A 23,978-nucleotide genomic window follows, 5' to 3' on the forward strand; every position below is an offset into this window, starting at 1 on the left:
TTTATAATAACAATTTTTAATAGCTATTACTGCGCTACGTATCAGTTTTTCACTGTTAAAAAAATTTGCCTCCACCATTTTAAGTATTTATTCACCTTCAATAGCTAAGCCTTTTATCTTGACTATACTGATAGCTGAACGACTACAAAATAGGCTTATGAGTGATGAGTAATAACAATGATAACAGTGTCGAGTTTTGTTTTCTTGCAGAGCCAACCGATGTGAATTTTGGCGGTAAGGTGCACGGTGGCATGGTCATGAAGTGGATAGATCAAGCTTCATATGCCTGTGCAGCAAAATGGAGTAAGCGTTATAGTGTAACGGTTTCAGCGAATGGCATCCGCTTTATTCGCCCCATTCTTGTTGGACAAATGGTGTCTGTAACCGCTCAAATAGTACATACCGGCCAATCTAGCATGCATATTTATGTTGTCATTCGAGCGAGAGATCCAAAAGGTAGCAATACCGTTATTACCAATCGCTGTTTTATCAGCTTTATGGCGATCGATGAAAGCGGCTACCCAGTAAAAGTACCTAAGTTTATCCCTGAATCAGAAGAAGAAAAAATGTTAGAGCAAGTGGCTATGCATGCTAAAGACTTTGCTAAACAATTAGATCAAGATTTTGAAGAAAAGTTAGGCTGGAAGTAATTATTATTAAAAACAGCTGACCAGTTATACTTATTTGAAAAACAAATAGAATATAAACTTGCAAAGAAAATAAATTATGCTTACTTGGCAAGCAATGGAAAACTTGCTATCAATCATGTCCAGAAAATTTTTATCTATTGGGGGGAACATGCAAAATTTCAGGCAAGGAAGTTATAGTATCGAACAAGAAAACAACATTTTATTAGTAGATGCTCAGGGACCGTTCGATGAAGATATCGCCAGAATGTACCAACAAGACATTGAAAGATACACTCAAAAAATGAGTGGCAACCCGTGGGCTTCGCTAATTTCTTACCGAGGCAATAGTGTTTTCACCCCAGATGCAGAACAATCTTTAATAGAAACCACCCACTATAGAATTGAGCATGGCATGATAGCCATAGCAGCAGTCATTAATGACACCACCCATGCTGATACGTTACAAATGCAGTTACAACGTATTTACCAAAACTGCCCTATTCAATTTCACTTTTTCAGTGACTCTGTCAATGCCAAAGCTTGGCTAAACAGCTTTATAAATAATCAGAACAGCGCCGTGGCAAATTTATAAAAAAATAGTGATAAATTGACCCACACAAGATACCATTTTGCTTATACGATACCTCTGCTCTCACAGGTCTAAAGCAAATGCTGTTTACCCCACCGCTTCAAAAAGCCACCCTAATTAAACGCTATAAACGTTTTCTTGCTGATGTAATATTAGCTGATAATACGGACACCACGTTGCATGTTGCTAACACTGGCGCGATGTCTGGCTGTGCAGAGCCAAACGATATTGTCTGGTATAGCACCTCTGATAATCCTAAACGTAAATACCCTTTTAGTTGGGAGATCACCCAAACCGCAAATAACCATTATATTTGTGTTAATACCATCAGGGCAAATCAGTTAGTTGAAGAAGCAATATCTAATCAATTAATCACACAACTTACCGACTACCCTCGCATACAAAGGGAAGTAAAGTATGGCAGTGAAAACAGTAAAATTGACTTTTTGTTATCTGGCTCAACCAAACCTGATGTATACATTGAAGTTAAAAGTGTCACCTTATTAGAAGGTGAACAAGGCTATTTTCCCGATGCTGTGACCACTCGTGGACAAAAACACTTACGAGAGCTGATCGAAGTCGCTCAACAAGGCCAACGTGCAGTATTGCTTTTTGCGGTATTACACTCAGGCATTAATTGTGTGAAAATAGCCAAACATATAGATAAAAAGTACAACGAATTAATCATTGAAGCAAAATCTGCAGGCGTAGAAATAATCGCCTACAAAGCCGAAATAGAATTAAATAGTGCGTTCACTAAAATGGAAATAACAACAGAAATAAACACCGTTATTTAAACTATTTTATAAAGATAATGATTGACGAACCCTAGCAAAAATTGCTAAAAAAGCTTGCCCTTAAAAAAAACAATAAAAATAATTTAAAACCACAGGTTAGCAACAAAAACTAACCCACTGATTACGCTAAAGTTATTTTTTATTTCCCGATTAATTTATCGGAAGCCTTGTTTTTTCTTTAAGGCGGTACAATATAAACCTGATATTTTAGGTCTATTATCAATAGTATTGGCACTTACAACCAAAAAGCGTTGTGTGATAACCATCTAGCAACCTTGGTCTTTGTAGCATTAGGAGATAAAGCATGCCAACGAGTAAAAATAAAGCATTAGGTGTAATGGCATTAGCTGGTGTTGAACCTTACGTTGAAAAAGCTGATGAAGAATACATGGGTGCTCCACAACAAGAGCACTTCAAAAAAATCTTAGACGCTTGGCGTGTACAACTTCGTGAAGAAGTTGACCGTACCGTAACTCATATGCAAGATGAAGCAGCAAATTTCCCAGATCCAGTTGATAGAGCGGCGCAAGAAGAAGAGTTCAGCCTTGAACTTCGTACTCGAGATCGTGAGCGTAAACTCATTAAGAAAATTGAAAAAACTCTCCAATTAATTGAAGAAGATGAATTTGGTTTCTGTAAGTCTTGTGGTATTGAAATTGGTATTCGTCGATTAGAAGCGCGACCTACAGCCGATTTATGCATTGAATGTAAAACATTAGCTGAAATTAAAGAGCGTCAAATGGCTGGCTAAGCCATTGAATACGCTTAACGTTAAACAAACCACTCAGCAAAATAAGCGACCAAACACCTTAGTTAATCAAAGGTATCGAGGTCGCTTTGCTCCATCCCCATCTGGCCTTCTTCATTTTGGTTCTTTAATTGCTGCATTCGCCAGTTTTTTAGATGCAAAATCGCATATCAATTCATCTGGAGAACAAGGGCAATGGTTAGTCAGAATTGAAGATATTGATCCGCCAAGAGAGCAAGCAGGTGCAAGCGCTGACATTTTATCTACATTAGAAGCGTTTGGTTTATACTGGGATGAACAAGTGCTTTATCAAAGCCAACAGTTTGAACGCTATCAAGCCCTTCTCAACGACATTCAGCAACAAAAATTAAGTTATTATTGTCAATGTACACGTGCTGAAATTAAAGCACTTGGTGGCATATACCAAGGACATTGCCGACAACTAAACCATCCTCAACATCACAGTGCTACACGCCTTATTAATCAACAAGGCATTAGTCATTTTACTGATATTTTTCAGGGTGACGTTCAATGTAATCAAGCATTAGCCGAAGAGGACTTCATCATTCATCGTAAAGACGGGCTTTTTGCCTACCAATTAGCCGTAGTGCATGATGATATTTATCAAGGCATTAATCATGTAATTCGTGGTTGTGATTTACTTGAGCCAACAGCAAGGCAATTAAGTTTATTTGCTACACTCAATAAACAAGCACCACAATATGGGCATATTCCTTTAGCGATCACTGACCAAGGATATAAACTGAGTAAGCAAAATAAAGCGCCAGCAATTAATAATGATCATCCACAACCTGCCTTAATTGCAGCCCTAACGTTTTTAGGACATGAAACGCCGCCTGATTTAGCCCACGAAAGAGTAAGTGATATTATTGATTGGGCGATACAACATTGGTCTAGAGACAAAGTGCCAACAGTAAAAGAGATAAATATAGAACAACATTAAGCTATCAACGTGGGCACCTATCAATGCCCTAAAGAAGCAATTGAATATAAACCTAATAAGTAGACTTTAGCCATGAATTTAACCTTTTCTGACTTTTCCGCCAACCAACGTTATCACTTGATGACACAAACCATTATTCCTCGCCCTATCGCATGGGCGTTAACCGACTCTAATAATGGTAGTTATAATTTAGCACCGTTTTCTTATTTTACTGCCGTTTCTAGTGAGCCAGCCATACTTATGCTATCTGTAGGAAAAAAGCCCAGTGGCGATAGCAAAGATACTTTAGTCAATATGCTTAACAATAAAAAAATAGTCATTCATATTGCCTCAGAAAAAGACGCTAAAATTGTCACACAAACAGCGCAAACACTTGAACACGGAGAGTCAGAACTTAGCCAGGCTAACCTTGAAACTGTAGACTTTGATGGCTTCTCTTTACCTAGACTCAAGTGCTGTGATATTGCCTATGGTTGTGAGCTTTACGAAATTAAAGAGCTCGGTGAAATACCACAAACGTTAATTTTTGTTGAAGTAAAACAAGTCTATCTAAACGATGAAGTTATTGAGCTAGATAGTAAAGAGCGCATCAAAGTACATGCAGATAAAGTAGCCCCTTTAGCTCGCCTTGGTGGTGGAGAATATGCAGCGATTACCAAGCCATTCACTTTGACACGACCAGCTTAAAGCAGTCAGTCAAAAAGTATCTATTCAAACGAGGATAAATTATGTCTAAAACAATTGTAATTACCGGCGCCAATAGAGGCATAGGTTTAGCGATGGCTAAAATTTGCCAACAAAATGGAGATAAGGTTTATGCATTATGCAGACAAAGCTCACCGCAACTTGACGCCCTTGGTGCCACTGTGATCGACCAAGTTGATATCTCTACCAACGAAGGGATTTCTAAAGCAAAAGAGGCACTAAGTAACATTGAAATAGATTTACTGATTAATAATGCGGGCATCTTACGCAATGAAAACTTAACTGACTTCAATAAAGATACCATTGTTGAGCAATTTAATGTCAATGCTCTTGCACCATTAGCATTAACGCAACAATTACTGACTAATTTTAGTGCCGGTAGTAAAGTCGCCTTCATTACTTCGAGAATGGGCTCTATCACAGATAACACCTCTGGCGGGCGTTATGGCTATAGAATGTCTAAAGCCGCCCTCAATATTGGCGCCATGTCACTAGCCCAAGACTTAGCACCTCAGCAAATAGCAGTGGGTATTTATCATCCCGGTTACGTACAAACTGACATGGTAAACGCCCCAGGAGATACCAGTAATGGGGATATTAGTGCCCAAGTATCCGCTCAGCGATTATTAACATTAATGGACAACTTAACCATGGCCGAAACAGGTGTATTTAAACACTCAAATGGTGAAGTGTTACCTTGGTAAAGCAAATGGCTTAATCAAATATTTTTAATGCGGTGATAAACAAATATCGCTGCATTTTCATTCTCTTTCGGGCATGATTACTGTATGATTGCGCCATTATTTTTTAGACAATTTTTTATTCAAAAAGGTTTGCATCATCAAAAGCGTAATCAACCTATGCAAAAAGGTTTTAGGCTCAAAAGCAACTAAAGCCAAGCAAACAGAAGCAATACTTAATAACCCTATTGTGCTATCGCGTGATCAGCACCCTGTTTCTCGCCAATTTATCAGTGATAGTGCTCTAAAAGTACTGTATCGTCTCAATAAAGGAGGCTATGACGCTTACTTGGTAGGTGGTGGTGTTCGCGATATTTTACTTGGCCTTAAGCCAAAAGATTTTGATATTGCCACCAATGCAACCCCAGAACAAATCAAAGCCTTGTTTCGTAATTGCCGCTTAATAGGCCGTAGATTTCGCTTAGCTCATATTGTCTTTGGCCGAGAAATTATCGAGGTAGCAACCTTTCGTGGTCACCACGATGAAAAAGATAAACAAGATAAAAAAACTTCAAAACAAAGTGAACATGGCATGCTGTTACGTGACAATATTTACGGCACCATTGACGAAGATGCTCAACGACGAGACTTCACCATTAACGCACTTTATTACTCAACAAAAGATTTTAAAGTGTATGACTTTGCCAACGGCGTTAAAGATATTGAAAATAAAGTTGTACGCTTAATTGGTGATGTCGAGACTCGTTACCGTGAAGATCCTGTTCGAATGCTTAGAGCAATACGTTTTGCCACCAAGCTAGATATGGAGATAGAAGCAAAAACCAAAGCGCCTATCAAAGAACTTGCACCTTTAATGGCAAATATTCCAGCGGCGAGAATGTTTGAAGAGTTTTTAAAATTATTTTTGTCAGGCAAAGCGATTGAAAACTTTGAACAATTACGCCATTACCATTTGTTTAAGTTCTTTTTCCCTGCTGTTGATCAAGCATTAGATAATAATGATGAGCAACTTAAGCGCTTTATCATGCTCGCCATGAGCAATACTGATAAGCGAATTAACAATGATCAACGTGTTACGCCAGCATTCCTTTTTGCTGCCATGCTTTGGTACCCGCTCAGACACTACATTGACCAGCTTAATATGAATAATTCATTATCTCCTCAAGATGCTTTTTTTGCTGCCCTTAATGAAATAATGCCTGAACAACAACGCAGCATCGCAATCCCTAAACGCTTTCAAGGGGTAATGAAAGATATTTGGATATTACAAGACAAACTTGTCCGCCGAGAAGGGAAAAAAGCGTTTAAAGTTTTTGAGCACCCTAAATTTCGCGCCGGCTACGACTTCTTATTACTGCGTAGTGAGATTGAATCCAACAATAGTCAACTAGCTGAGCTAGCTAAATGGTGGACAGATTTTCAAAATGTATCCCCTGAGGCCAAACTGCAAATGGTTAAAGGTATTAAAGGCATTCCAAAACGTCGACGTACGCCAAGAAAACGTAGAAAGCCTTCAACCAATTTTACTAAAGAATAGGTTACTGAAACTCACGTTATGACCGTTTCTCGTACCACAGCTTATATTGGCTTAGGGAGTAATTTATCTAAGCCAATTGAACAAGTTCACAAAGCAATTGCTGAGATAAAGCATATTCCGCAAAGTTTGGTAACCGAAGTATCTTCTCTTTACCTCAGTAAACCCATGGGGCCACAAGATCAAGATGACTATATTAATGCAGTGCTTGCTTTAGAAACATCACTAAGTCCCATTGCACTACTTGATGCCTTACAAACTATCGAAAACAAAGCAGGAAGAGTAAGAAAAGAAAATCGCTGGGGCGCTCGTATTTTAGATCTCGATATTATTCTATTTGGTGATCAAGTCATCAACAATGAACGTCTTACTGTACCGCACTATGGCATGCACGTACGTGAATTTGTATTATTACCTTTGTTTGAAATAGCACCTGATCTAGCCTTACCTAATGGTGAAAGTGTAAAACTATTGAGCCAAAATATTGCTAACAATGGCATAACAAGGCTAAGCTAAGCTATTGCGCTAGAATTTCAATTATGCGAAAGTAGCGAAAATTGAGCAATTACTCAAACTAACTTTTTGAGAACTATATGGCTAAAATAACGACCTCAACCTTGTTAAAAATGAAACAGCAAGGGGAAAAAATTTCAACCATTACGGCATACGATGCAAGCTTTGCCAAGTTATTCGATCAAGCTGGTATTCACGCCATATTAATTGGTGACTCTCTTGGCATGGTACTTCAAGGCCAAGACGATACGCTGCCTGTATCAATTGATGATATGGCTTATCATACTCAATGCGTGAAACGTGGTGTTGAAGACACCCTTATCATTGGCGATATGCCTTTTATGACTTATGCCACAACCGAGCAAGCACTCACTAACGCCACTAAACTAATGCAAGCAGGTGCTAGCATGGTCAAAATGGAAGGCGGCTCGTGGTTAGTTGACACCATTAAATCTTTAGTTGAACGCGGCATCCCAGTTTGTGCGCATTTAGGGTTAACGCCGCAATCAGTCAATGTCTTTGGTGGCTTTAAAGTGCAAGGTCGAGAAGACGATAAAGCCCAACAAATGATTAAAGATGCCCAAGCACTCGAAGCTGCTGGTGCTCAACTTTTAGTACTAGAATGTATTCCAGAACCTCTTGGTAAAGCGATTTCTGAAGCTATTTCAATTCCTACTATTGGTATTGGTGCGGGTAAATACACAGATGGCCAAATACTGGTTATGCATGACGCTTTAGGGATATCTTGTAGTTACATGCCTAAGTTTTCACGTAACTTTATCAAGGAAACGGGTGATATTAAAAAAGCCATCGAGCTTTATATCAGTGAAGTTTCACTCGGTAACTTCCCCGGAGATGAGCACATATTTAAGTAACTTTTCGAGGCTCTCTCATTGAAAGGTTAAGTAAGCTCCTTTGGGCAAAAAGATAAATAAACAGATAAACAAAACTATGAACACAATTGAAAATATCGACGAGTTACGTGCACAAGTAAAAGCTTGGAAAATGGCAGGTTTAACCATCGCTTTTGTACCGACAATGGGTAATTTGCATAATGGCCACTTAGCGTTAGTAAAAGCGGCTCACAAACATGCCGACAAAGTTATTGTTAGTATCTTTGTAAACCCTATGCAATTTGGCCTTAACGAAGATATAGACAATTACCCACGTACGCTAGCGCAAGATAAAGCAAGTTTAACGTCGGTAGATACCGATTTACTTTTCACGCCCACAGCAAGCACCATTTACCCTAAAGGTGTGGGTGAGAATAGTTTTGTTGAAGTACCAAATATTTCAGATTTACATTGTGGTGCTAGCCGTCCTGGACACTTTCGAGGTGTTGCCACGGTAGTGTGTAAATTATTTAACTTAGTACAACCCGATGTAGCATGTTTTGGCTCAAAAGATTATCAACAACTACAAGTGATCAAAACCATGGTTGAAGATTTATCTATGCCGGTTGAAATTATTCCTGTGGAAATAATCCGTGAAGCTTCAGGGCTTGCCATGAGTTCACGTAATGGCTATTTAACGCCTGAAGAAATGGCTGTAGCGCCAACCCTCTTCCAGACATTACAGTGGTTAAGTGACCAATTACGTACCAACCAACAACCTAGAGATTATGCCGCTCTTGTGATGCAAGCTAGCGAAAAACTAGAGCAAGCCGGCTTAAAAACCGATTACATTAATTTATGTCATGCACAGACGCTAGCACCAGCACTACCAGGTGATAAAGAAATCGTCATTCTTGCAGCTGCTTACTTAGGTAAAGCTAGATTAATTGATAACCTACCCGTTAGTTTATAACCAAAAAACCCGTATCACTAACAAGCCATACTTTTATTGCTGTAACACATCAAATTATGTCTGTTACAGCTTTTAAGCTAATTCAAACAAAGTCCAAAAAAAACTAGAAAAAACATAGACCAAAGTGGCATAAAAGTCTTTCCCGTCTACAATTATACTAAAAATAATTTCTTTAAAAGTTTTCGGGACTCATAATGTGCAAAACATATTAAAAAGCTTTAAGTCCCGTGTTTTTACTTTAGTACTCTTAATCGCCATTTTTCCCGCTATCATTCAAGTGTATTTTGTTTATACTCGAATGTCCGACCAACTACTAAACCTAGCCAGTGAAGAGCTGCTAGAAAGCACTTACTTACTGGCCAGAGATTTAGATAGAGTACTACAACAACGAAAAAGTGAAATTAAAGTACTCAGTCAAGCAAATGTTTTTGAAACCGATAACCTAGATGACATTTCCCAATACTTAAAAGAAATTAACAAAGAAAGTCGATTTATAAAACGCATTGATGTTTTTGATTTAAACTTAAAAGTTATTGCCAGCAGCGAAGCTGCTTTGCTTCATAATGACGCCGAACACTGGCCAGAAAGTGCTAAACAACTGCTAAGTCAGGTTAAAGACTTACGCCAAGGACAAGTGTTTTTCACCAATGCTCACCAATTTGAACAACAACATACAGTAAAGTTATTAACACCAATCACTGATGAGTCGAATACCCAAGTAATTAAAATTTTAGTGTCCACCATAGCTTTCGAAGAACTTGAAAAAATCATTAGGCAATTTGACAGCCGCACCAAAGGTGATATAGCAATACAAATTATTGATAATGATGGTGTTATTGTACTTTCAAGTAAGCTGAATATGGTAGGAAAAACCTTTGCTGATTTATCTGTGGATGAGAGTCTTTTAGAAGAATTATATTTACCACAACAAAACAGTAGTAAACGTTATAAAAATGCTCTAGGAATCAATGTAATATCTGGCTTTGCTGATATGGATGAGTTTGGCGAAAATGAAGCGCTCGATTGGAGTATTTACGCCGCAATTCCTGAGTCCTTAGCCAAAGAATCATTAGAGTCCATCCTCATTCTAGTGATTGTGATTACCGCTAGTTCAACCATTATTATTTTATTCGTTGGTTTATATTTAGTACACAAGCTTAGCAAACCCTTAGAGTTATTAAGCCGTTACTCGAAAGACCCTAGTATTGATGTCAGTAAAATAGACAGCGCTACTGAAATCACCCAATTACGCGATCATATGGTTCATGCGACGGAGATGACACAAGCATTAAATGCAAATTTAGAGGAAAAAGTAACTAAGCGTACTCAGCAACTTGAAAGAACAAGAGAAAAGTTTGTTGAACAAGAGAAAATGGCAGCAATAGGAAGATTAGTAGCAGGTATTGCGCATGAAATTAATACCCCTGTTGGCATCAGTATAACCGCAATAAGCCACCTACAAGAAGCGCATCAAAAACTCAGTAAAAGCTATGAAGCTCAAACCTTGAAAGCGAGCGAATTAAAATCCTATTTGAGCACCGCCGCTGACTCCATAAACATCATAGAACACTCATCAAACCGGGCAGCAACACTGATTAGAAGCTTTAAACAAGTAGCTGTTGATCAATCTCTCGATAATGCTCGTGACATTCAGGTGAATGTATTTATTGAAGAGGTATTAACAACACTCAAACCAAGATTAAAAGAGTTCAACCACAAACTGCATATAGATAGCTGTCAGGATCAGATAAATATTGACGCGGGTTCATTGTACCAAATCATCAGTAACCTGCTCCTAAACACATTAATCCATGCTTTTGACTCCAATGAAACTGGTAATATTTACTTAACCGTAAAGGTCGATGATGCCACATTACATATAGACTATAAAGATGATGGCAAGGGTATGTCGAAAGAGAATTTAAAGAAAATATTTGAACCCTTTTTTACCACTAAACGTGAGAATGGTGGTACAGGTTTAGGCACTCACATCATTTATAATTTAGTGGTACAACATTTTGGTGGCTCAATCGAAGCACAGAGCGAGTTAAATCAAGGTTTAACTTTTACTATCAAATTACCTCTATAAGTACTACTGTACATAAACAACTGTTATTTTCTGCTTAACGGGTAACAGTTAAGGCTAATCTGTTAAGACCTATTTTTTAAGACCTATTTCTTAAGACTTAGTAATACTACTTTTGCTAAGTCATTGCTGTAATACATATTCACTGCTACGTTTTTAATTGCATTTGGATTTAAAGCGCTCCACTAACAAAAAGGACAACATGATGAAAAGTTTAAGGCATGTTAATACTGGCTTAGCATTAATTGGCAAAGCTTGTATCACATTGATAACAATATTCGCCATAATAAGCTGCACAGCCCCTCAAGAAAATGCCACTGCAAATCAAGCATCGGCAACTGAGCAATTAAACGAGTTACTTGCTAAAGATTGGCAACGGTATTTAAAAGACAACCCAGAAATGGCTTCTTATTTAGGTGATACGCGATTTAACGATCAATGGAGCGACCTTTCTTTAACGGCACAATTAGCAATACAGGAGCAAAATAAAACCGTTTTAACAGAGTTAGCACAGATTGATTATCAGTCATTAAATAAAATGGACAAAATCAATTACGATTTATTTAAATGGCAAACTCAATCAAAAATTAACGCCTTTAAATACGCTCGTCATTTAATGCCCGTAAATCAGCTTGAAGGCGTTCAAATGATAGACCAATACGCAAGCTTCTTTCCTTTTAATGACGTGCAAGATTATGAGAATTGGTTAGTCCGACTTAAAAAATTACCAACATTAATTACCCAAACAACTGCCTTGATGAAACAAGGTATTAAGCAAGGCATTGTGCCACCTAAAATCACAATCTCTCGAGTTCCCGCACAAGTAAAGCAACATTTAGTCACCGATCCTCAAGACAGTTTGTTTTTCAGCAAGTTTAAAGATTACCCGAAAACAATTAGCCAAAGCCAGCAACAAGAATTAACTAATCAAGCGCTCTCCGTAATCAAAGATCATGTTATTCCTGCCTATCAAGAAATGTATAATTTTCTAAACGATGAATATTTACCTGCTTGTCGTGATACGTCGGGTGTATGGGATCTAACAAACGGCAAAGCCCATTATCAAGATTTAATTCATTATTATACCACCACAGATTTAACTGCAGATGAAATCCATCAAATCGGCTTAGAGGAAGTCGCTCGCAATAGAGCTGAAATGGAGCAAGTAATTAAAGAGGTAAAATTTGAAGGTAGCTTTAGTGAATTCTTAACGTTTTTACGTACTGATCCACAATTTTATTACGATACTCCAGAAGCACTACTTGAAGGTTATCAAGCCATATCAAAACGCCTAGACCCACAATTAGTAAATCTTTTTGGAAAACTACCTCGCATGCCTTATGGGGTTATTCCTATTCCTGACTCAAGCGCTCCAGATACAACAACCGCATACTATTTTCCTCCAGCAGCAGATGGCACGCGCGCAGGATTATATTATGTGAACCTGTATCAACCTCATACTCGACCAAAATATGAAATGGAAGTACTCAGTGTCCATGAAGCGGTACCAGGCCATCATTTACAAATAGCACTACAAATGGAGTTAGGCGAACTACCTAATTTTCGTCGCTATATGGATTTCACCGTATTTACCGAAGGCTGGGGATTATACAGTGAGCGCTTAGGTTACGACATGGGTTTATATACGGATCCTTACTCTCGATTTGGTCAACTCACCTATGATATGTGGCGAGCAATTCGTTTAGTAGTTGATACTGGCATACATCATAAGGGTTGGACTCGCCAACAAGCAATCGACTACTTCATAGCAAATGCCGCTAAATCAAAAGAAGATATCGTCAATGAGATTGATCGCTATATTTCATGGCCAGGTCAAGCATTAGCGTACAAGGTTGGCCAACTAAAAATATTGGAATTACGTGAACAAGCTGAATCAACCTTAGGTGGTAAGTTTGATATAAGAAGCTTTCATGACATGATTTTAGGTAGTGGTTCAATTCCACTAAACGTACTGGAAGCCAATAGCGATCAATGGCTATTGGAGCAACAAGCGAAATAAGCACACGGCGAATAGTTAATTAGTGGTTTTGTGATGATTTTTTCATAACTCAATAAATAGCCGCACACAAAGTTTGCGGCTATTTATGCGATGAAAGCCGCTTGAACATTAGCTTTTCGCTGCTGCTAATAACTTTGGTAAGAAATTTTCACTTTCTTGGGCTAACTGGCATTGTTCAGCTAAGATATCGTGTAAGTTTTCTTTGCTGGTTAAAGGGTTTGCTAATACCACCCTAAATACAATCACTTTCTCATTATTGTAACGAGCAACACGAATTCTAGTACGTGAAACAAAAGAGCGACCATCTTCACGTTGACGCTTTTGAATAAACTTAGTCAACTTACCTAACAAAATATTCACTTCTGCTTGCTGCTCTTTGGTTGCTCTAGCTAATAATGCTTGCACTGATTTTGGTGCATAGCGATAAGTTAGTAAACAAAGCTCTGGCTTAGTGATTAATTCAAAATCTTCATGTTGCCTGATTATGTCTGCAAAGTACTCAGCTTTTTCAATCGCTTGGTTAATCAACATTTCATAACCTGGACGGCTGATAATATGCAAGCTTGCATAAACCAACATCGCCATCCCCGGACGTGAGCCTTCGAGGGTATGACTACCTAAATCTTTTGAGCCTTTACGTAGTATGTATTCTGCATGATGTTCTATATCAGCTACAGAAGAAGGGTCTTTAAATAAAACCACGCCGGCGCCCATTGGCACATACATTTGCTTATGCGCATCAATAGTTACCGAATCCGCACGTTCAATACCACGGAGTAAGTTTCGGTGCTTATTTGATAGTAAAGTAGCCCCACCCCATGCCGCATCAACATGGAAAAAACACTGATACTGCTGGGCAATATCAGCCATTTTATCAAGCGGATCAACGTTACCTGTTTCGGTTGTACCTGCCACGCCAACAATAGCCAACACTTTAATATTTTCTTTAGCTAACGCTTGGCACTTTTCAGCTAACTTTTGGCAATCAATTTTGTTATCTTCATCCGTTTCAATGGCAATAACACTGTCTTGTCCAATACCTAATACGTCTGCTGATTTCTTTAATGAATAATGACCACGTTCAGAAACAAGGATCGCTAAACCTTGATAACCGTAATGCTGCAAAGCTGCAAACAGGCCAGATCGAGAAATACCTTTAAAGTTACCATCAGCCTTTAATAACTTATTACGCGCAACCCATAGCGCGGTAATATTGGCCACAGTGCCACCAGAGCAAAATGCCCCGAGAGAATGGTTAGCGCTATGCATCCACGACTGATAGAAGTCTTCATTTTGCTGGTACACTAAGTTGTGCATCATACCCAACACTTGTCGCTCTAATGGTGTAAACGCTTTTGAGGTTTCAACTTTAACTAAGTTTTGATTTAAGCCCACCATCAACTTAGATAAAGGTAAAATAAAAGAAGGTAAGGCTGAGGTCATATGACCAATAAAACTTGGGCTAGCGGTATGAACCGATTGGGCGACGAGCTTGTCTAACAAATGACGCATATGCTCAGAAACAAACTCAGGTTGCTCTGGTATGCTTGGCGAAATAAAGTCCTGCTCTATATCCGTTAAAGCATTTTTACTGGCAACAATATGGTTATTAAGAAAGCCGGCAAGGTTTTGCGACATTTCTTGTTCTATTAACCCTAAAGTTGAATCTGGCGCTTCAGCAACAGTGAAAATTCGATGTAAAGATTCATTGGATGCTTGTGCCGTACGTTTACTTTGCTTCATCGTTAGTATAAAAAGCCACTAAGGTAATCATCTAAATGTGGCACTTTAATAAAAAAACACATAAATGTCTTCTACTTTCAAAATAAAGCAGGCTGATAATGATCATAGCCTAAGTAATTAACACTGGGATAGTTAATTAACCAGTGTGCTTGCATACATTAAACCCGCTTGAATAAAGCTAACAAACATAACCATTAACATCAGCATTTTAGTTTTCATTGCTTTCATTATGACTTCCTCAACACAGAATAATGTTAAAGAATAATCAATAGTCATGCCAAACACGTAAGCCGCTGATTTTTAATTAAAAGTACAATTCTTGTTAGCATTCAAAATGGCGAGCATTAGTAAAAATAGCCACATAATGGCTATTTTCAGTAACTCATCGTTCAAGTATGAGTTGCCAACACACTTGGCCACTCGCTTGGTATTTGGCTTCAAATGGCGTTAATGGCTGCTCACTAATCGGCAATGTATTTAATTCACCTGATAAGTGAACTTGCTTAGCCGCTTGTTGAAACTCTTGTAAATACAAGGGCCAATTACTGCGTAAAATGAGCTTATCACCAATACTAGTCATTTGCGGAAATACGGCACTACCATGCCAACGACGCTGCAAATGCTTAGATTTTGGCCAAGGATTGGGATATAAAATAAAATGCTTAGATACAGGCCACGCTGCTATTTTCACTAAGCGATAAAAATCATTCAAGTCAGCACGTACTAAAACAAAGTTTTGTGCTTCATAGCCTTCTTCTTTCGAAAAACCTTCTACATTGCGATTAATACGGTGTGCCGATTTATCAACACCAATCACTAAAGCTTTCGGGTTTTGCGCTGCCAGTATGCGTGTACTTTGCCCTACGCCGCAGCAGGCATCTAAAATAATTTCACCTTGCGGGTTTTTAGCTAAAAATGCTTGTACTTGTGCATTTACCTCATCAAACGCTTGTTTAGTATGCGCTTGATAAGGTTTTTGAAAAGTATGTGATAAATGCTTTTTCACCACTTCATCAAGCTTTTCATGTATACCATCTTGATTAGAAATAATGGCTTTTGAATCGCCAGTTATCGGGTTTTTCATTCATGCCTCTGCATTGAAAAATGATTTATACCTGTATGCGAACAATCTCATCTAATTAATGATAATCGCCATACCATTAACTTCTAAGGCCGATGCCCTTATTAATTAGCGTCATTGCTATCGTAAACAAAGCAAGGATAAACACGCCAATCACGCTAAAAGCTAGGGTAATATTTACATCTGATATGCCTAAAAATCCATACCTAAAGGCATTAACCATATAAACAATCGGATTGACTTGCGAGACGCCTTGCCAAAAATCCGGTAATAAAGTGATGGAATAAAAGACCCCACCAAGGTATGTAAGAGGCGTTAACACAAAAGTAGGTATAATTGAAATATCATCAAAACTACCGGCAAAAATAGCATTAATTAAACCGCCCAAAGCAAAAGTCGCTGACGTTAATGATACCGTTGCAATGATAATCCAAAAATTATGAATTTGAATATCGACAAAGAGTAAAGAAACCAAAGTCACAATCAGGCCTACTAAAATTCCACGTGCCATGCCACCACCGACATAACCCGCAACAATAACCCAGTTAGGCACTGGCGCCACTAACATTTCTTCAATATTGCGTTGCCACTTCGCACTAAAAAAAGAGGAGGCAACATTAGAATAAGAGTTAGTAATCACACTCATCATAATGAGGCCAGGGACAATAAATGACATGTAATCAAAGCCACCCATTTCACCAATACGAGAACCAATAAGCGAGCCAAAGATAATAAAATATAAGCTAATAGTAATAGCAGGTGGCACAAGTGTTTGTACCCAAATACGTAAAAAACGCTGAACTTCTTTCGTTAAAATACTTTTTAGGGCGATAGAGTTATTCATCAGACTCTCCCTGAGCTACAGTTGAATTCGTTGATTTTTTATTAGCAATAAGATTGACGAACAAGGCTTCTAATCGATTACTTTTATTTCGCATACTGAGTACACCGACACCTTGAGTTGAAAGCTGCTCAAAGACTTGGTTAAGGGTTTGTTTTTGATGTAAGTCTACTTCTAAGGTGTGATCATCAATCACTCGGTAGTCTATACCATCAAGAGTAACGGGCTGGTTTTGACAGTCTAAATCAAATACAAAAGTTTCAATGTCTAATTTCGACAATAACGCTTTCATACTGGTATCTTCAACAATTTCGCCACCATCTATAATGGCAATATTTCGACAAAGCATTTCTGCTTCTTCTAAATAATGCGTTGTTAATATGATAGTAATACCTTGGTCATTTAATTCACGTAAGAAATCCCACATGCCGCGACGAACTTCAATATCTACACCAGCGGTAGGTTCATCTAAAATCAGCATTTTAGGCTCATGCATTAATGCTCTAGCAATCATTAAACGGCGTTTCATACCACCTGACAAAGTACGGGCAGCAACATTGCGCTTATCCCATAATTCTAATTGTTTTAAATATTTTTCCGCACGTTCAAAAGCAATTTTGCGAGTAACGCCGTAATAACCCGCTTGATTAACCAAAATATTCATTAATGGTTCAAATTGATTAAAGTTGAACTCTTGTGGCACTAAACCGATAAAAGATTTCGCTTTTTCTAGCTCGGTATCAATATCATGGCCAAACACTTTTACCTGACCTTGAGTTTTATTAACTAAAGAAGTAATCACGCCAATGGTGGTTGATTTACCCGCACCATTAGCACCAAGCAAAGCAAAAAAATCACCTTGTTTGACCGTTAAATTAATGCTTTTAAGCGCTTGAAAGCCACCTTTATAGATTTTAGCTAAATCAGAAATTTCTAATGCATAGGTCATTTGTTTACCTTTACCGGCTAATAAAACAATTTTACTCTTCTGTGCAAGCTACTATTTTTACAGAATAGTATTGTGCTGGGAGGATCGATATGGTGCTGATATTCCAAATTTCAACCCCGAATCCTTCCCTTATTCACTTGAACCTTATTAACTTAAGCCTTATTAACTTGACCTCACTACTATAGTCTGCAGCTGAGTATGTTATAATTTTCCCTATGGTTTACGTTTCCTCTGTTTTAAGACCACCATGGCAAAAAAATCACTCTCTATCCGAGAAAAAACAATCTTTGACGGCTTCTTTACCAAGTACGTTTTAAAATCCTGTTTCACTTTTTGGTTTAAAGTATCAGGATGGAAAGTATGTCAATCTGCACCTGAAGGAGCTGGCGTTACTATTGCAGCGCCACACACATCAAACTGGGATTTTATCTACGCACTGGGTGCGGCTATTTTACAGGACGTAAAAATTTACTTTTCCATTAAAGATAGTCTCTGTAAAACGCCTATATTAGGAAGGCTTTTAATGTGGTTAGGTGCTATGCCCATAGATCGCTCTCCTAATGGTCAAGGTCAGGTAGAGCAAATGAAAGCTTTTATTGAATCGCAAAAAAATAACCGTGTATTTTTCCTATTTACACCAGAAGGTACTCGTGGCGCAGTAAAAAAATGGAAAACAGGCTTTTATCATGTCGCTCAAGGTTGCAATTTACCTATTTTCCTCGCCAAGGTTGATTACTTAAAAAAAGAGTCGGGTGTCTTTCACACCTTTTCCTTAACAGGCGACAAAGAAGAAGATATTCAGGCAATACAAGCCTCGTATAAAAGTATTCATGGTAAGTATCCTAATGACCAATTTCCTCCTTACAGTGGCCAATTACCAGCAATAACCGAGTCTGAAGCCGCCATAATTAGTGCCCTTTATTCTTTAAAAGGGGTTGCCACTAAAATGGAAATAAATGCCAAAGCCAAGTTGAGTGAATTATCAAGCAACATGTTATCCATTTTAATTGACAAGGGCCTAATTGAAAAAGGCGAAAAAGATTTAGTTGAAGAAGGCTCTTTAGAACAGAGCGTTAATTCAGAGCATAACGATATAGCCACTTACCAGCTAACCTTTGCTGGTAAGGGTTACGTACTCCATTTATTACCTACACGTTAATGCTGCGAGTTGAGTTAACACTAAGCTTTAATGTTAGTGTTATGCTCTTTTTTCTTAGCTCATATTTCTTAACTCTTATTTCTTAGCTCTTATTTCTTAGCTCTTATTTCTTAATAAACACCGCACTTGATAATGCTGGTACAGTAAAGCCTTTTGCAGAGGTTTTACTGTGCTTAATACGCTCATCAATACTTTGCTGTTGAATCGGATGTAACTGATATTCACTTGCCTGCTCATCAGCAAAAATTTGCTTTTGATTACTGGTATTAAAAATAACCATAATACTGTTTACATTGTCGTCAATAACTTTACTAGTTACGCTAGCACTGTCATCAATTTTCATGACTAATAACCCTAACGGCTCATTATCTGTATTTAAAAACTGTACCTTATTAATGATATCTTCTGCGGTGGTTAACCTAAACAATGGCGAGCTGCTACGTATTGCCAACATTTCTTCAAATACTTGCGCACTAAAAGCTATATGCTTGGCTTGTACATGATCTCTTCCTTGATGGCCTGATAATACGGTGTTGATTACTGGCCAGTTGTCTTGATCCTTGTCGGCAGGCGGTAAACCAACATTGTAGTAATTATTTTGTTTTGAAAAATCAACGCGGTTAAACCAGTCACCATAATCATAACTGTCTCTAAGGAAAGATTTAGAGCGTAAAAACTCACTGCCCATGTGTAAAAAAGGAATACCTTGAGCAAATAAGGTAAAAGACAAACTTTGCGTGTGCATTCTAACTCTATCTTCGGTCGATAGTTCAAACGGTAAACGGTATTGACTATTATCCCAAAGGGTCTGATTGTCATGCTTAGAGACATAATTTATGGTATCGGCAGGATCTAACGCATAGCCAGTTGGCTGATCACCATACGGGATATCTTTCCCATAAACGGCCTGGCCGTTAGCTTGTTTTAGTGGATAGCTTGATAAATTACCCGCTAAGCCAACACGTAATTGATCCATACGCAGCGCAAACTCGTCTTTTACTGTTTCTTCATTCTGCTTTTCATTGGGAAAAAGCAGTAAGCCATTACCTACCCCTTGCGAGTCTCTGGTATTATTTCCACCACCGCGAACTGCATCACGCAATCTATCACTAAACGTGCCTATTTCACTGCCACCTAAGTTCAACTGGCTAGCTTGTTCAAAGCGACTATTGTTCGCCACTTCGCCAAAATTCCAACCTTCACCATAAAAGTAAGTATCATTATCAACCTGACGCACTGCTTCACGCGCGGTTAGCATAGCGGCTTTAGTTTGATGCCCCATTAAGTCAAATCGAAAGCCATCAATTTTATAATCGCGCGCCCATACTACCAGTGAATCCGTCATGAGTTTAGCCATCATCACCCGCTCAGTTGCCGTGTTACCACAGGTATAGCAAGTTGATTGCTCTACCTCACCTGTCATCACATTTAAGCGGTGATAATAGTTCGGGACAATTTTATCGAGTACTGACTTTTCAGCTAAACCAAATTGATAAGTGTGGTTATAAACAACATCCATAATCACTCGAAAGCCTAAATCATGAATGCTTTGTATCATTTCTCTAAATTCAACAATACGACTTTTACCTTTTGGGTTTAGCGCATAGCTCCCTTCTGGCACAGTGTAATGGAAAGGATCGTAGCCCCAGTTGAAATTATCAAACTGGCGTAATTCACTGACAATCTGTTGGGCTTGTGTGGAGCTAACATCAAAGCTCGCCAGTAATGATTTTAAGCTTTGTTGATTATTATACTCACCTGTACATAAGGTAATAGTTGGCGCATCAGTACACACTTTAACTTTTACTGCGCCAATGGTGTCGTTGATATCAACCGCTTGAGTTACCTCTTCGTTAATGCTGGCTAAATCATAAGTAGGTAATAAATGGATATTATTTAAACCTGCTTTTTTTAAGTTTTTTAAGTGCTGAATACCATGCGAATTCTTTTCACTAAATGCTTGGTATTTACCGCGCACTTCATCACGTGAAATCGCGGTGTCATCAGAGCTAAAATCTCGGATATGTACTTCGTAGAAAATATTATCTTCAACATTTTCAATCGTAGGTACTTGATGCGTTAGCCACTGTGATGGTTGCGTTGAGACATCATTTAAGTCCACCACTTGTGAGTGCTTACTATTAATAGATAAGCTCAATGAATATGGATCAGTGGTTACTAAAGTTTCAACTTGCTTTGACTGTGGGTGATAAACAGTAACTTGATATTGATAAAAGGCATCTTTTAATGACTCATCACCACTGACAGACCAAACACCTGTTGTAGGGTCTTCTTGCATGGCTACACGCGGCGTTTTAGCAGATGTTAAATCATCATTAAAAAGCAATAATTCAACGTTTTGTGCCGTAGGTGCCCATAACTTAAAGTTAACGCCACTGGCTGTGATAGTTGCACCCAAGTCAGTCACGTCATCCGCATCATTCGCGCCTTGTGTATAAAGCGCATCAATCACTTCCCCGGTTTGTACAAAGCTAGTACTTTTCACTTGTCGGTTAGTATCATACGCAACCACTAATAACGGTTGCTTCAACCACGCTTTTACCTGAGACGGTTTTAAAGCTACCTGATATGCTTGAAAATGCGCAAGGTGGGGATATTTTTTGATCAATGCTTGTGGAAAGTCTCGCAAAGATAATTCAATAGAATCAACCTTCCCTGTTGAAGTGCTGTCTGTTGCAGCATTCACTAACTGATACTCTAGGTTTTCTGCTGATTTTGGTAATACTAAAACTTCAGCGGTTAACCAATGAGCTGAACTTAAATTCGTCTGCTGCATTAAATCACTGACAATACTGCCATGAACATTTAGGCTGTTAACGGAAGCTGTTTGTTGACTATCGCCACCACATGCTGTCAAAAATAAAGACAATAAAGCGACGTTAAAACATTGTGATTTTTCAGACTTCTTCATAATATCAATTCTAGTTTATTTTTCTTGCTAATAACTTACTTGTTACCAGTAAATAAAAAAACTAGTTTTACCGCTCTGCATACGTATTCAGCGCATAACAAATAAAAACAAATTAAAAAGAGCGTACTAGTCGCAAAATTTAGTACCTTTATCGTGATGCTATTGCGTATCATTGGTTTAATAGTACACACTGAGCTATCCACACAATTTAGGAGAAATTATGCCTTTTAAAAAATCATTACTATTCGTTGCACTGACAAGTGTTTTAATCACTGCCTGCTCAAACCCCACCTCTACTTCTGTGACAGAAAATAAAACACCCAAAGCGGTAACTACACCTGAGCAAAGTGCTTCTCAACAAGCTAATCAGCTTTTTGATGATATTTTTGATGCTGGCGTTGATCGTAGCCCAATGATGCAAACCTATTTAGGGATTAAAAAGGATTACGATAAGTGGAATGATATTTCTGAGGAAAACAGTGCCAAAGAACTTGCCATCGCTAAAAAAGATTTAGAACGTGTTCAAGCGATAGATCCTGAGCCTTTAGATGCTCAAACTAAGTTAAGTCGTCAGTTATTGATCCAAAAATTAGAGAATGAAATAGCAGATTATCAATGGCGCTATCATACATACCCTGTAAACCAAATGCGTGGGTTACATTCTTCTATTCCTGCCTTTTTAATTAACCAGCATTCTATTGATGATGTTAAACAAGCCCAAGATTATATTTCTCGCTTACAAGGTGTAGACGTTATTATTGGTCAGTTAATTGAGCAATTAAAAATAAGACAAGACAAAGGAATTATTGCTCCTAAATTTGTCTTTGCTCATGTTATTCGTGACTCTGAAAACATATTAAAAGGCGCACCGTTTGATAGTGCTAAAGACAGCACTTTATTAGCTGACTTCAGTAAAAAGGTAAATAAGCTTGCAATAACAGATCAAGAAAAACAAACGCTAATCAAGCAAGCAAAAGAAGCACTACTGAGCAGTGTTAAACCTGCCTACAGCTCATTAATCACCTATATAAAAGAACTTGAGCAAGTGGCTGATACACGTGATGGTGTATGGAAGTTTCCTAACGGAGAAGCCTTTTACAACAATGCCTTAGCACGTACTACCACAACAGACTTAACCGCCGAAGAAATTCATAACATTGGTTTAGCTGAAGTAAAACGCATTCATAATGAAATGCGCGAAATCATGAAGAAGGTAAACTTTGACGGTGACTTAGCGGCATTCTTTGAATTTATGCGCCATGATCAACAGTTTTATTACGGTGATAATGAAGAAGGCAGATCACGCTATTTAACAGAAGCCACCCAGTACATTGATATAATGAAGGAACGCTTAGACGAGCTTTTTATTACCAAACCAAAAGCTGATCTTATTGTTAAACGCGTTGAAGCTTTTAGAGAGCGTTCAGCAGGTAAAGCCTTTTATCAGCAACCAGCACCTGATGGCTCTCGCCCAGGTACCTACTACGCTAACTTATACAAAATGGAAGCCATGCCGACCTATCAAATGGAAGCACTAGCTTACCATGAAGGTGTACCGGGTCATCACATGCAAATTGCGATAAAACAAGAATTAACGGGTATTCCTAAATTCAGACGTTTTGGTAGTTACACGGCGTATGTTGAAGGTTGGGGTTTATATTCTGAATTTATTCCAAAAGAAATCGGCTTTTACCAAGATCCTTATTCTGATTTTGGCCGCTTAGCGATGGAGTTATGGCGAGCTTGTCGCTTAGTGGTTGATACAGGTATCCATGTTAAACAGTGGAGTGTTGAAGACGGTATCAATTTCTACGTTAACAATACACCTAATGCGAAGTCTGATGCGGTTAAAATGGCTGAGCGTCATGTTGTTATGCCTTCTCAAGCAACCGCTTATAAAATTGGTATGATAAAAATTATTGAACTAAGAACAAAGGCGAAACAGGCTCTTGGTGATAAGTTTGATATTCGCCAATTCCATGAAGTAGTGTTAAGCAGTGGTCCTGTACCGCTGAATGTCCTTGAAGACTTAGTGGATGAGTATATCGCAAAACAATAATCAGCGATTAAAAAGAAGCTGTAGACAACAGTAAAGACATTAAAAAAGGCTCAGCGTAAATGTACGCTGAGCCTTTTTATTTTTTAAAACACATTAAGACCTTTATTTGTTGCCTGTTTGTC

The 23,978-nt window shown here is 38.3% G+C and carries 20 protein-coding genes; 15 read left to right on the plus strand and 5 right to left on the minus strand.

Features of this window, described 5'->3' with window-relative positions; genetic code table 11:
* Positions 1 to 164 precede the first annotated feature (164 nt).
* The 13 genes from AC27GZ_RS13065 (at position 165) to AC27GZ_RS13125 (ending at position 13,092) form a co-directional block, all read left to right on the plus strand.
* Positions 165 to 650, plus strand: a complete 486-nt coding sequence (locus tag AC27GZ_RS13065) for an acyl-CoA thioesterase (protein ID WP_487095646.1) — start codon at positions 165 to 167, stop codon at positions 648 to 650.
* Between the two features lie 76 nt (positions 651 to 726).
* Positions 727 to 1,221, plus strand: coding sequence for a hypothetical protein (locus AC27GZ_RS13070; RefSeq protein WP_487095648.1), 495 nt, complete (start codon positions 727 to 729; stop codon positions 1,219 to 1,221).
* Between the two features lie 77 nt (positions 1,222 to 1,298).
* Positions 1,299 to 2,015 (plus strand): DNA/RNA nuclease SfsA, encoded by a 717-nt coding sequence (gene sfsA / locus AC27GZ_RS13075; protein ID WP_487095649.1) that lies wholly within the window; start codon positions 1,299 to 1,301, stop codon positions 2,013 to 2,015.
* A 304-nt stretch (positions 2,016 to 2,319) separates the two neighbouring features.
* Positions 2,320 to 2,766, plus strand: coding sequence for an RNA polymerase-binding protein DksA (dksA, locus tag AC27GZ_RS13080; RefSeq protein WP_487095650.1), 447 nt, complete (start codon positions 2,320 to 2,322; stop codon positions 2,764 to 2,766).
* 4 nt (positions 2,767 to 2,770) lie between these two features.
* Positions 2,771 to 3,727, plus strand: coding sequence for a tRNA glutamyl-Q(34) synthetase GluQRS (gene gluQRS / locus AC27GZ_RS13085; RefSeq protein ID WP_487095652.1), 957 nt, complete (start codon positions 2,771 to 2,773; stop codon positions 3,725 to 3,727).
* A 72-nt stretch (positions 3,728 to 3,799) separates the two neighbouring features.
* Complete coding sequence (locus tag AC27GZ_RS13090; RefSeq protein WP_487095653.1) at positions 3,800 to 4,414, plus strand: flavin reductase family protein; 615 nt, start codon at positions 3,800 to 3,802, stop codon at positions 4,412 to 4,414.
* Positions 4,415 to 4,455: 41 nt separating this feature from the next.
* Positions 4,456 to 5,136 (plus strand): SDR family oxidoreductase, encoded by a 681-nt coding sequence (locus AC27GZ_RS13095; RefSeq protein ID WP_487095654.1) that lies wholly within the window; start codon positions 4,456 to 4,458, stop codon positions 5,134 to 5,136.
* A gap of 226 nt (positions 5,137 to 5,362) precedes the next feature.
* Positions 5,363 to 6,670 (plus strand): polynucleotide adenylyltransferase PcnB, encoded by a 1,308-nt coding sequence (gene pcnB, locus AC27GZ_RS13100; RefSeq protein WP_487095655.1) that lies wholly within the window; start codon positions 5,363 to 5,365, stop codon positions 6,668 to 6,670.
* 18 nt (positions 6,671 to 6,688) lie between these two features.
* Entirely contained in the window at positions 6,689 to 7,183 is a 495-nt protein-coding gene (folK, locus tag AC27GZ_RS13105) for a 2-amino-4-hydroxy-6-hydroxymethyldihydropteridine diphosphokinase (protein WP_487095657.1), read from the plus strand.
* 77 nt (positions 7,184 to 7,260) lie between these two features.
* Entirely contained in the window at positions 7,261 to 8,055 is a 795-nt protein-coding gene (gene panB / locus AC27GZ_RS13110) for a 3-methyl-2-oxobutanoate hydroxymethyltransferase (RefSeq protein ID WP_487095658.1), read from the plus strand.
* 76 nt (positions 8,056 to 8,131) lie between these two features.
* Positions 8,132 to 8,986, plus strand: a complete 855-nt coding sequence (panC, locus tag AC27GZ_RS13115; RefSeq protein ID WP_487095659.1) for a pantoate--beta-alanine ligase — start codon at positions 8,132 to 8,134, stop codon at positions 8,984 to 8,986.
* 196 nt (positions 8,987 to 9,182) lie between these two features.
* A complete protein-coding gene (locus tag AC27GZ_RS13120) occupies positions 9,183 to 11,075 on the plus strand; it encodes a sensor histidine kinase (protein WP_487095660.1) in 1,893 nt (630 codons plus the stop codon).
* A 199-nt stretch (positions 11,076 to 11,274) separates the two neighbouring features.
* A complete protein-coding gene (locus tag AC27GZ_RS13125; protein WP_487095661.1) occupies positions 11,275 to 13,092 on the plus strand; it encodes a DUF885 domain-containing protein in 1,818 nt (605 codons plus the stop codon).
* Between the two features lie 108 nt (positions 13,093 to 13,200).
* On the opposite strand, the gene panP is transcribed toward AC27GZ_RS13125, so the two are convergent.
* From panP to AC27GZ_RS13145, 4 genes are all read right to left on the minus strand, one after another.
* The gene (gene panP, locus AC27GZ_RS13130; RefSeq protein WP_487095663.1) at positions 13,201 to 14,835 is read right to left on the minus strand and encodes a pyridoxal-dependent aspartate 1-decarboxylase PanP; all 1,635 of its coding nucleotides are present in this window, start codon (positions 14,833 to 14,835) and stop codon (positions 13,201 to 13,203) included.
* Positions 14,836 to 15,217: 382 nt separating this feature from the next.
* Positions 15,218 to 15,919, minus strand: a complete 702-nt coding sequence (gene trmB / locus AC27GZ_RS13135) for a tRNA (guanine(46)-N(7))-methyltransferase TrmB (RefSeq protein WP_487095665.1) — start codon at positions 15,917 to 15,919, stop codon at positions 15,218 to 15,220.
* A gap of 76 nt (positions 15,920 to 15,995) precedes the next feature.
* Positions 15,996 to 16,760: an ABC transporter permease gene (locus AC27GZ_RS13140; RefSeq protein ID WP_487095666.1), complete on the minus strand. Its 765-nt coding sequence runs from the start codon at positions 16,758 to 16,760 to the stop codon at positions 15,996 to 15,998.
* Positions 16,753 to 17,706: an ABC transporter ATP-binding protein gene (locus AC27GZ_RS13145; RefSeq protein WP_487095667.1), complete on the minus strand. Its 954-nt coding sequence runs from the start codon at positions 17,704 to 17,706 to the stop codon at positions 16,753 to 16,755. The genes AC27GZ_RS13140 and AC27GZ_RS13145 overlap by 8 nt, the downstream gene beginning before the upstream one ends.
* A gap of 247 nt (positions 17,707 to 17,953) precedes the next feature.
* Here AC27GZ_RS13145 and AC27GZ_RS13150 point away from each other — a divergent pair, with 247 nt between their 5' ends.
* Complete coding sequence (locus AC27GZ_RS13150) at positions 17,954 to 18,865, plus strand: 1-acyl-sn-glycerol-3-phosphate acyltransferase (protein WP_487095668.1); 912 nt, start codon at positions 17,954 to 17,956, stop codon at positions 18,863 to 18,865.
* Positions 18,866 to 18,968: 103 nt separating this feature from the next.
* Here AC27GZ_RS13150 and pulA read toward each other — a convergent pair whose 3' ends face one another.
* On the minus strand, positions 18,969 to 21,797 hold the full coding sequence (gene pulA, locus AC27GZ_RS13155) for a pullulanase-type alpha-1,6-glucosidase (RefSeq protein ID WP_487095670.1): 2,829 nt from the start codon (positions 21,795 to 21,797) through the stop codon (positions 18,969 to 18,971).
* A gap of 220 nt (positions 21,798 to 22,017) precedes the next feature.
* On the opposite strand from pulA, the gene AC27GZ_RS13160 reads away from it, so the two are divergent.
* On the plus strand, positions 22,018 to 23,856 hold the full coding sequence (locus AC27GZ_RS13160; protein WP_487095671.1) for a DUF885 domain-containing protein: 1,839 nt from the start codon (positions 22,018 to 22,020) through the stop codon (positions 23,854 to 23,856).
* Positions 23,857 to 23,978 lie beyond the last annotated feature (122 nt).

This window comes from Colwellia sp. SU-HH00943, assembly GCF_057546125.1.

Excerpts from the sequence above, each read along its gene's own strand:
- AC27GZ_RS13065 (WP_487095646.1), top strand. The coding sequence starts at position 165 with ATGAGTAATAACAATGATAACAGTGTCGAGTTTTGTTTTCTTGCAGAG.
- AC27GZ_RS13125 (WP_487095661.1), top strand. The coding sequence starts at position 11,275 with ATGATGAAAAGTTTAAGGCATGTTAATACTGGCTTAGCATTAATTGGC.
- sfsA (WP_487095649.1), top strand. The coding sequence starts at position 1,299 with ATGCTGTTTACCCCACCGCTTCAAAAAGCCACCCTAATTAAACGCTAT.
- panB (WP_487095658.1), top strand. The coding sequence starts at position 7,261 with ATGGCTAAAATAACGACCTCAACCTTGTTAAAAATGAAACAGCAAGGG.
- AC27GZ_RS13070 (WP_487095648.1), top strand. The coding sequence starts at position 727 with ATGCTTACTTGGCAAGCAATGGAAAACTTGCTATCAATCATGTCCAGA.
- panP (WP_487095663.1), bottom strand. The coding sequence starts at position 14,835 with ATGAAGCAAAGTAAACGTACGGCACAAGCATCCAATGAATCTTTACAT.
- dksA (WP_487095650.1), top strand. The coding sequence starts at position 2,320 with ATGCCAACGAGTAAAAATAAAGCATTAGGTGTAATGGCATTAGCTGGT.
- AC27GZ_RS13090 (WP_487095653.1), top strand. The coding sequence starts at position 3,800 with ATGAATTTAACCTTTTCTGACTTTTCCGCCAACCAACGTTATCACTTG.
- AC27GZ_RS13150 (WP_487095668.1), top strand. The coding sequence starts at position 17,954 with ATGGCAAAAAAATCACTCTCTATCCGAGAAAAAACAATCTTTGACGGC.
- AC27GZ_RS13095 (WP_487095654.1), top strand. The coding sequence starts at position 4,456 with ATGTCTAAAACAATTGTAATTACCGGCGCCAATAGAGGCATAGGTTTA.
- AC27GZ_RS13145 (WP_487095667.1), bottom strand. The coding sequence starts at position 17,706 with ATGACCTATGCATTAGAAATTTCTGATTTAGCTAAAATCTATAAAGGT.
- folK (WP_487095657.1), top strand. The coding sequence starts at position 6,689 with ATGACCGTTTCTCGTACCACAGCTTATATTGGCTTAGGGAGTAATTTA.
- AC27GZ_RS13160 (WP_487095671.1), top strand. The coding sequence starts at position 22,018 with ATGCCTTTTAAAAAATCATTACTATTCGTTGCACTGACAAGTGTTTTA.
- panC (WP_487095659.1), top strand. The coding sequence starts at position 8,132 with ATGAACACAATTGAAAATATCGACGAGTTACGTGCACAAGTAAAAGCT.
- pulA (WP_487095670.1), bottom strand. The coding sequence starts at position 21,797 with ATGAAGAAGTCTGAAAAATCACAATGTTTTAACGTCGCTTTATTGTCT.
- trmB (WP_487095665.1), bottom strand. The coding sequence starts at position 15,919 with ATGAAAAACCCGATAACTGGCGATTCAAAAGCCATTATTTCTAATCAA.
- AC27GZ_RS13140 (WP_487095666.1), bottom strand. The coding sequence starts at position 16,760 with ATGAATAACTCTATCGCCCTAAAAAGTATTTTAACGAAAGAAGTTCAG.